The organism is Mycobacterium sp. (genome assembly GCF_050701515.1).
Classification (GTDB): Bacteria; Actinomycetota; Actinomycetes; order Mycobacteriales; family Mycobacteriaceae; genus Mycobacterium.
Window position 1 is genome coordinate 44,240 of the sequence record NZ_JBOGDB010000092.1, and the last position, 6,972, is coordinate 51,211.

At 66.4% G+C, this 6,972-nt stretch carries 6 protein-coding genes and 2 rRNA genes; 4 read left to right on the forward strand and 4 right to left on the reverse strand.

Annotated features, from left to right (window positions below):
- Positions 1-16: 16 nt before the first annotated feature.
- On the forward strand, positions 17-1,621 hold the full coding sequence (locus ACRDU5_RS07890) for an adenylate/guanylate cyclase domain-containing protein (RefSeq protein ID WP_526613925.1): 1,605 nt from the start codon (positions 17-19) through the stop codon (positions 1,619-1,621).
- A 2-nt stretch (positions 1,622-1,623) separates the two neighbouring features.
- Positions 1,624-2,544 carry a phosphotransferase gene (locus ACRDU5_RS07895; protein WP_526613926.1) on the forward strand — a complete coding sequence of 307 codons (921 nt, stop codon included), beginning with the start codon at positions 1,624-1,626 and terminating at the stop codon, positions 2,542-2,544.
- A 6-nt stretch (positions 2,545-2,550) separates the two neighbouring features.
- On the opposite strand, the gene ACRDU5_RS07900 is transcribed toward ACRDU5_RS07895, so the two are convergent.
- Together ACRDU5_RS07900 and ACRDU5_RS07905 are read right to left on the reverse strand one after the other, a co-directional pair.
- On the reverse strand, positions 2,551-3,411 hold the full coding sequence (locus tag ACRDU5_RS07900; RefSeq protein ID WP_526613927.1) for a sigma factor: 861 nt from the start codon (positions 3,409-3,411) through the stop codon (positions 2,551-2,553).
- The gene (locus ACRDU5_RS07905; protein ID WP_526613928.1) at positions 3,411-3,818 is read right to left on the reverse strand and encodes a YciI family protein; all 408 of its coding nucleotides are present in this window, start codon (positions 3,816-3,818) and stop codon (positions 3,411-3,413) included. The genes ACRDU5_RS07900 and ACRDU5_RS07905 overlap by 1 nt, the downstream gene beginning before the upstream one ends.
- 440 nt (positions 3,819-4,258) lie before the next feature.
- Here ACRDU5_RS07905 and ACRDU5_RS07910 point away from each other — a divergent pair, with 440 nt between their 5' ends.
- Together ACRDU5_RS07910 and ACRDU5_RS07915 are read left to right on the forward strand one after the other, a co-directional pair.
- Complete coding sequence (locus ACRDU5_RS07910) at positions 4,259-5,743, forward strand: DNA-3-methyladenine glycosylase 2 family protein (RefSeq protein WP_526613929.1); 1,485 nt, start codon at positions 4,259-4,261, stop codon at positions 5,741-5,743.
- The gene (locus ACRDU5_RS07915; RefSeq protein WP_526613930.1) at positions 5,743-6,246 is read left to right on the forward strand and encodes a methylated-DNA--[protein]-cysteine S-methyltransferase; all 504 of its coding nucleotides are present in this window, start codon (positions 5,743-5,745) and stop codon (positions 6,244-6,246) included. The genes ACRDU5_RS07910 and ACRDU5_RS07915 overlap by 1 nt, the downstream gene beginning before the upstream one ends.
- 54 nt (positions 6,247-6,300) lie before the next feature.
- Here ACRDU5_RS07915 and rrf read toward each other — a convergent pair.
- Positions 6,301-6,414 (reverse strand): 5S ribosomal RNA (rrf, locus tag ACRDU5_RS07920).
- Positions 6,415-6,477: 63 nt separating this feature from the next.
- Positions 6,478-6,972 (reverse strand): 23S ribosomal RNA (locus ACRDU5_RS07925); the annotation flags it as partial.

Below are 6,972 nucleotides of genomic sequence, written 5' to 3' on the forward strand. Positions count from 1 at the left end.
AGCCGAAGGAGATTCGATGAACGCCAAAAAGAGCGTCGCGCACCGGATGGGCCGGATCCTGGAGACGGTGACCCGGCAAAGCGGTCGGCTGCCCGATACCCCGGATTACGGGTCCTGGCTCCTGGGCAAGTCGTCCGAGAGCCAGCTGCGCCGCCGGATACGCATTCAGGTCATTCTGACGTTCTTCATTCTGTTCACGAACCTGCTGGGCATCGTCGTCGCGACGGCGTTGGTGGCGTTCGTGTTCCCGGTGCCGAGCGTCTTCACCGATGTACCCGCGTGGCTCACATTCGGCGTGGCCCCCGCCTACATGGGTCTTGCGCTCTTGCTGGGCACCTTCTGGGTCACCCGACGGATCGTGCGTTCGCTGCGGTGGGCGATAGAAGAACGCGCACCGAACAAAACCGACCACCGCAATACCTTCGTGGCGCCGTGGCGGGTGGCCAAAATGGTCCTCGTCCTGTGGGGTGTGGGGGCGGCGCTGCTGACGACCTTGTACGGACTGCAGGACACCGCCTTCATTCCACGATTCCTGTTCTCTGTTGGCTTCAGCGGGGTCGTGGTGGCCACGGCCTGCTACCTGATCACCGAATTCGCGCTGCGCCCCGTCGCCGCCCAGGCGCTGGAAGCCGGTCCCCCGCCCCGCCGGCTTACCGGGGGCATCATGGGCCGAACAATGACCGTGTGGTTGCTCGGCTCGGGCGTGCCGGTAGTCGGAATTGCGATGACAGCATTGTTTGCGCTGTCGCTGCAAAATCTGACCGAGACCCAATTCGCCTTTGCTGTACTGAGTTTAGCGGTCGTAACATTGATCTTCGGCTGGGTTCTGATGTGGTTGCTGTCGTGGCTGACGGCGACGCCGGTGCGGGTGGTGCGGACCGCACTCAAGCACGTCGAAGACGGCGATTTGGATTGCAACGTAGTGGTTTTCGACGGAACCGAGTTGGGCGAGCTGCAGCGCGGATTCAACTCGATGGTGGACGGTCTGAAGGAACGCGAACGCGTCCGCGATCTGTTCGGCCGCCATGTAGGGCGTGAGGTGGCCGCCGCGGCTGAACAGCAGCGGCCCAAGCTGGGCGGTGAAGAACGCCACGTCGCAGTGATCTTCGTCGACCTGATCGGGTCGACACAGTTGGTGTCCGGCCGGCCAGCGACCGAGGTGGTCAATCTACTGAACAGATTCTTCGCCGTGGTAGTCGAGGAGGTCGACCGTCACAACGGCTTCGTCAACAAGTTCGAGGGTGATGCCGCCCTGGCGGTGTTCGGCGCACCGAACAACCTCGACCACCCGGAGGACGAGGCGCTGGCCGCGGCACGTGCCATTAGCGAGCGGCTGCGCACAGATGTCCCCGAGTGCGAGGCGGGCATCGGCGTAGCCGCCGGTGAGGCGGTCGCCGGCAACGTGGGCGCCAGGGAGCGGTTCGAGTACACGGTGATCGGTGAACCGGTCAACGAAGCGGCCCGGCTGTGTGAGCTGGCCAAGTCGAGGCCCAGCCACCTGCTGGCGTCGTCGGATACGTTGGCCAATGCCACCGAAAAGGAAAGCGGGCATTGGTCTTTGGGCGACTCCGTCACCCTGCGCGGGCTCGATCAGCCGACGCGGTTGGCGGTGCCGGTCTGACGATGACGCCCGAGGAACTTGCCGACCGCACCCGGCGCGCGGCACAGGCCGCGGTAGACGCCGCGAATGACTTGGGCCTGCGGGTCGATCGGGCCACCGTCCTGCACGATGTGTTCTCCGTGGTCGTCCACCTCGAGCCCGAACCGGTGGTGGCGCGCATCCCGGTGGTGTTGACCGCCGGTACGGCACCCGAACAGCAGGCGGCCCGGCAACAGCGTGAACTCGACGTCGTGGCGTGGCTCGATCAGCAGGGTGTTCCGGTGGTGCCACCAAGCCCGCGCGTGCCCCGCTCTCCCGTGCGGCGGGACGGCTTCTCGATGACCTTCTGGCAGCTCGCCGACGTGGCCGACGACCACGAGCCGTACCGCGGGGTCGAAATATCCTGGAGCGCGGAGCTGCATGCGCGCCTCGCCGAATACCCGGATCCGCTGCCCTTCCTGGCCCCGTTCAACCATGGTCTGCCGGAGATGCTCGCCGTCCTCGACGGAGTCGACATCCTGCAGCCCGGGGAGATCGACCGGGCGCGGACCGAATATGCGACGCTCCGGTCCATAGTGTCCGACCGCGCGGCGTTCGAGGCTGCGTTCCCCGGTGAAGGGGTGCAGGCCATCCAGGGAGATGGGCCCTCGCACAACGTGATCCGGACCAAGAGCGGTATCCGCTTCTCCGACTTTGAAGACGTGACGTGCGGTCCCGTCGAATGGGATCTCGCGATGATGGGCCCGGAGGCCGTCGCCGAGTACAACATCGCCGCGCGTGAGCGCGGGCTACGGGTGACCGACCCGGAGGTGCAGCGGGTGATGGACTGCGCCCGGCGACTGCAGTTCGTCGGCTGCCTCACCCTGATACCGCAGCTGCCGGTGCTCGCCGACGGATTGGCGGAGACCCTCGAGGACTGGCGTGCTGCTCCGCCGCTCGCGTAGGGGCGCTCAGCCACCTTCGCCCGGGAGTCGGTGGCGGAGGGTGGCCGCTCGGAGCGTGAGGTGGTTGCGCTCGGCGAGGGTTTGCGCCTGCGATGCCGCCTCGGCGTAAAGCTCTGCCGCGGTGGCGATGTCGCCCGCCCGCTCGTGGAGGTAGGCGACCGAAGCGGTGTACCGGGGGAGCATCGGGTCGAGCTCGCCGAGCGCGGCGATCCCCGCCTGCGGTCTGTCCGCCTCACCGACCGCGACGGCGCGATTGAGCCGCACAATCGGGCTGTCGGTGAGCGCGACGAGCTCGTCGTACCACTCGACGATCTGCACCCAGTCGGTCTCATCGGCTGTCTGCGCGTCGGCATGCAGGGCGGCGATCGCGGCCTGCGCCTGGTACTCCCCGAGCCGGTCGCGGGCCAGCGCAGCCTGGAGCACGACGACACCCTCGGCGATCAGGTCGCGCCGCCATAGGCCGCGGTCCTGATCGGACAGCGGCACGAGGCTGCCGTCGGCGCGCAGCGTCAAAGCGACGGCCGACGCCGGGGTGAGGCTCGGATGCGCGCACAAGAAATAGAGCTGCAGCGTGTCATCTGTGGAGGCTGCCGGTCCGGGCGGCGGCTCGTCGGACACGCGGTTTTCGCGGTTGCGACGCGCTGTGTCGGATCGGGCGAGGTCGACGAAGCGGCGCCACGCCGTGGTGATCAACCAGCCCTTGGCATCGTCGGGGCGCTGGTTCGGCCAGGTCTCGACGGCCCGCACCAGCGCCTTTTGGACGGCGTCCTCGGCGGTCGCGAAGTCCGCCCCGCGGTGGACGAGGGCCGCCAGGACGCCGGGGATCAGCTCCCTCAGCTGGGCCTCGTCCACCGCGTCGGCGGCCATCACTCGGTAGCGCCGGGTGCAGCGCCCATGAACGGCCGCACCTCGAGCCACTCGTGGATCGGCTTGCCGCCCGCGCCGGGTGCCGCGGACAACTCGCCGGCCAGCTCGACGGCGCGCTCGTAGGAGTCGACGTCGATGATCATGAAGCCAGCGATCAGGTCCTTGGTCTCAGCGAACGGGCCGTCGGTCACCGGCGGCTTGCCCTCGCCGTCGAAGCGCACCCAGGCGCCCTCCGACGCCAGGGCCTGGCTGTCGACGAACTCGCCGCTCTCTTTCAGTCGGGCTGCGAAGTCCTCCATGTACTGCATGTGCGCCTCGATCTCGGCAGGCGTCCACTGGTCCATCGGCACGTCGTTGACGGCCGCCGGCGCGCCTCGGTAGTGCTCGAGGAACAAGTACTTGGCCATGACATTCTCCCTTCAGGGTGGCGACCCTAGTTGGTCGCTCACCCATGGGACGGAGCCGTCACGACGTTGTCGACATCCGCCGTCGAAACGTCGCAGCAGACTAGGACTCGCGGTTCCACCGCGCAACCCTCGACCGGTCGCCGAACTCCGGTACCTTTTCCCAGTTGTGTCCAGCCGCACATCGGACCGCGAGATGACCTCTTCGGGTCCGGTAACCGAGTCGTCGATTGCTTCGTGAACAACGCCATCCTGGTTATACGACAGGCTGGTGACCTTGGTGGCGGTGTCGAGGTCACGGGCGGCCTCTTCGGGGTACTCCCACAGCGTGATCTGTCTCGCTGATCACGCCCCTTGGTCGATGCTCGGGCGCTACCTATTTGGGCTCGACGATGTCGGTTTTCCGCCAGTGATGTCGGTGGGCACGTGTAATTGTTTGAGTCATGTACGAAGATTTCGACCGCTGTTATCGGGCCGTCCAGTCCAAGGACGCCCGGTTCGACGGCTGGTTCGTCACCGCCGTGCTGACCACCAAGATCTACTGCCGGCCGAGCTGTCCGGTGCGCCCGCCGTACGCCCACAACATGCGCTTTTATCCCACCGCGGCGGCCGCACAGAACGCCGGGTTCCGGGCCTGTAAACGGTGCCGGCCAGACGCGTCGCCCGGTTCGCCGGATTGGAATGTGCGCGGTGACGTGGTGGCCAGGGCGATGCGGCTGATCGCCGACGGCACCGTCGACCGCGAGGGTGTGACCGGATTGGCCGCCCGGGTCGGCTACACCACCCGCCAACTCGAAAGGCTGTTGCAGGCCGAGGTCGGCGCGAATCCGCTGGCGCTGGCTCGTGCCCAGCGGACACAGACCGCGCGCGTTCTGATCGAGACGACCGACCTGCCGTTCGGCGACGTCGCGTTCGCGGCCGGGTTTTCCTCCATCCGCCAGTTCAACGACACCATTCGGACGGTGTGCGACCTCACTCCCACCGCGCTGCGGCAGCGGGCGCGGGCCCGTTTCGGTCGTGGAGAGGCCGTCGCCGGTGCGCTGTCGCTGCGCTTGCCGGTCCGGACGCCGTTCGCCTACGAGGGTCTGTTCGGCCACCTCGCCGCGTGCGCGGTGCCGGGCGTGGAGGAGGTTCGGCAGGGCGCGTACCGGAGGACGTTGCGCCTGCCCAATGGCAGCGGAATCGTCAGTCTCACACCGCAACCCGACCACGTGCGGTGCCAACTCGTGCTGGATGACTTCCGCGATCTCGCCACCGCGATCGCCCGCTGCCGCCGACTGCTCGACCTCGACGCCGACCCGGAAGCGGTGGTTGACGCGCTAGGTGCCGATCCAGATCTGAGCGTCCTGGTCGCAAAGGCGCCGGGACAGCGCATCCCACGCACGGTCGACGAGCCCGAACTCGCGCTCCGAGTCGTGCTCGGCCAGCAGGTGTCGGTCAAGGCCGCCCGCACGCATGCCGGACGTATCGTCGGCGCCTACGGCCAGCCGGTGTCCGACATCAACGGTGGGCTGACGCACGTCTTCCCGGCGGTCGAGCACCTCGCCGAGATTGACCCAGCGCACCTGACCTTTCCGAAGTCCCGGCAGCGGTCCTTGATCGCGCTCATCGCGGCATTGGCCGATGGCGATGTGGTGCTCGACGCCGGCTGCGACTGGAACCACGCCAGACAACAGCTGCTGGCACTGCCAGGAATCGGACCGTGGACTGCCGAAGTGATCGCCATGCGCGGCCTCGGTGACCCCGACGGGTTCCCAGTCACCGACCTCGGCGTACTCCTGGCCGCCAAGCAGATCGGATTGCCTCAGGATCCTCGCGACCTGACCGAGCACAGCACCCGCTGGCGGCCGTGGCGGTCGTACGCGGCACAGCACCTGTGGACCGCGCTCGATCACGCGGTCAACGATTGGCCACCGAAGGAGACATGATGGCAGCCAAGCAATTTCGCACGATGGACAGCCCGGTCGGGATGCTGACCCTGGCCGGCCGCGGCCGGCGGCTGATGCATCTGCGAATGGTCGATCAGACATACGAGCCGAACCGCGAAGGCTGGGAGCGAGACGACACCGCCTTCCCCGACGCGGTCGAGCAGCTCGAGGCCTACTTCGCCGGCGAGTGCAGGGAGTTCGATGTCGAACTGGACCTGATCGGCACGACTTTTCAGCGCAATGTCTGGGCGGCGCTGCTGACCATTCCGTATGGCGAGACCCGATCCTACGGTGAGATCGCCGCGCAGATCGGCTCACCGGGGGCATTCCGCGCCGTCGGCCTGGCCAATGGTCACAACCCGATCGGCATCATTGTGCCCTGCCATCGGGTGATCGGCTCGAACGGCAGCCTCACCGGTTACGGCGGCGGTCTGGATCGAAAGCGGGTGCTACTCGAACTGGAGAAGAGCCGGATTTCACCGATTCCGACGTTGTTCGACTGACCCCAGGAATGCCTTTGCCCCCCAGTCGAATTGGGGGGCAAAGGCTTAATGTGTGTTCGGCAGTGTCCTACTTTTCCACCCGGGTTGGGTAGTATCATCGGCGCTGGCAGGCTTAGCTTCCGGGTTCGGGATGGGTCCGGGCGTTTCCCTGTCGCTGTGGCCGCCGTAACTCTGTTTTGTTGTTTGTGTTTGGTGGCGGGGTGTGGTGTGACGTGGTTGTGGTTGCGAGGTGTGGGTAAGTTTTCGGCCGGTTAGTGCCAGTTCCCTGAGCCCATTGCTGGGGGTGTAGGTCTGGTCTATTGATCCCGTGTTCTGCGGGGGGCCTTATCCCTCTAAAAGGGTGAGAAGCCTGGTCTTGGAGGGGGTTTCCCGCTTAGATGCTTTCAGCGGTTATCCTGTCCGAACGTGGCTATCCAGCGGTGCCCCTGGTGGGACAACTGGTGGACCAGAGGTTCGTCCGTCCCGGTCCTCTCGTACTAGGGACAGGTTTCCTCAAGCTTCTGACGCGCGCGGCGGATAGAGACCGAACTGTCTCACGACGTTCTAAACCCAGCTCGCGTGCCGCTTTAATGGGCGAACAGCCCAACCCTTGGGACCTACTCCGGCCCCAGGATGCGACGAGCCGACATCGAGGTGCCAAGCAGTGCCGTCGCTGTGGACGCTCGGGCACTATCAGCCTGTTATCCCCGGAGTACCTTTTAGCCGTTTAGCCCTGGCGCTCCCACT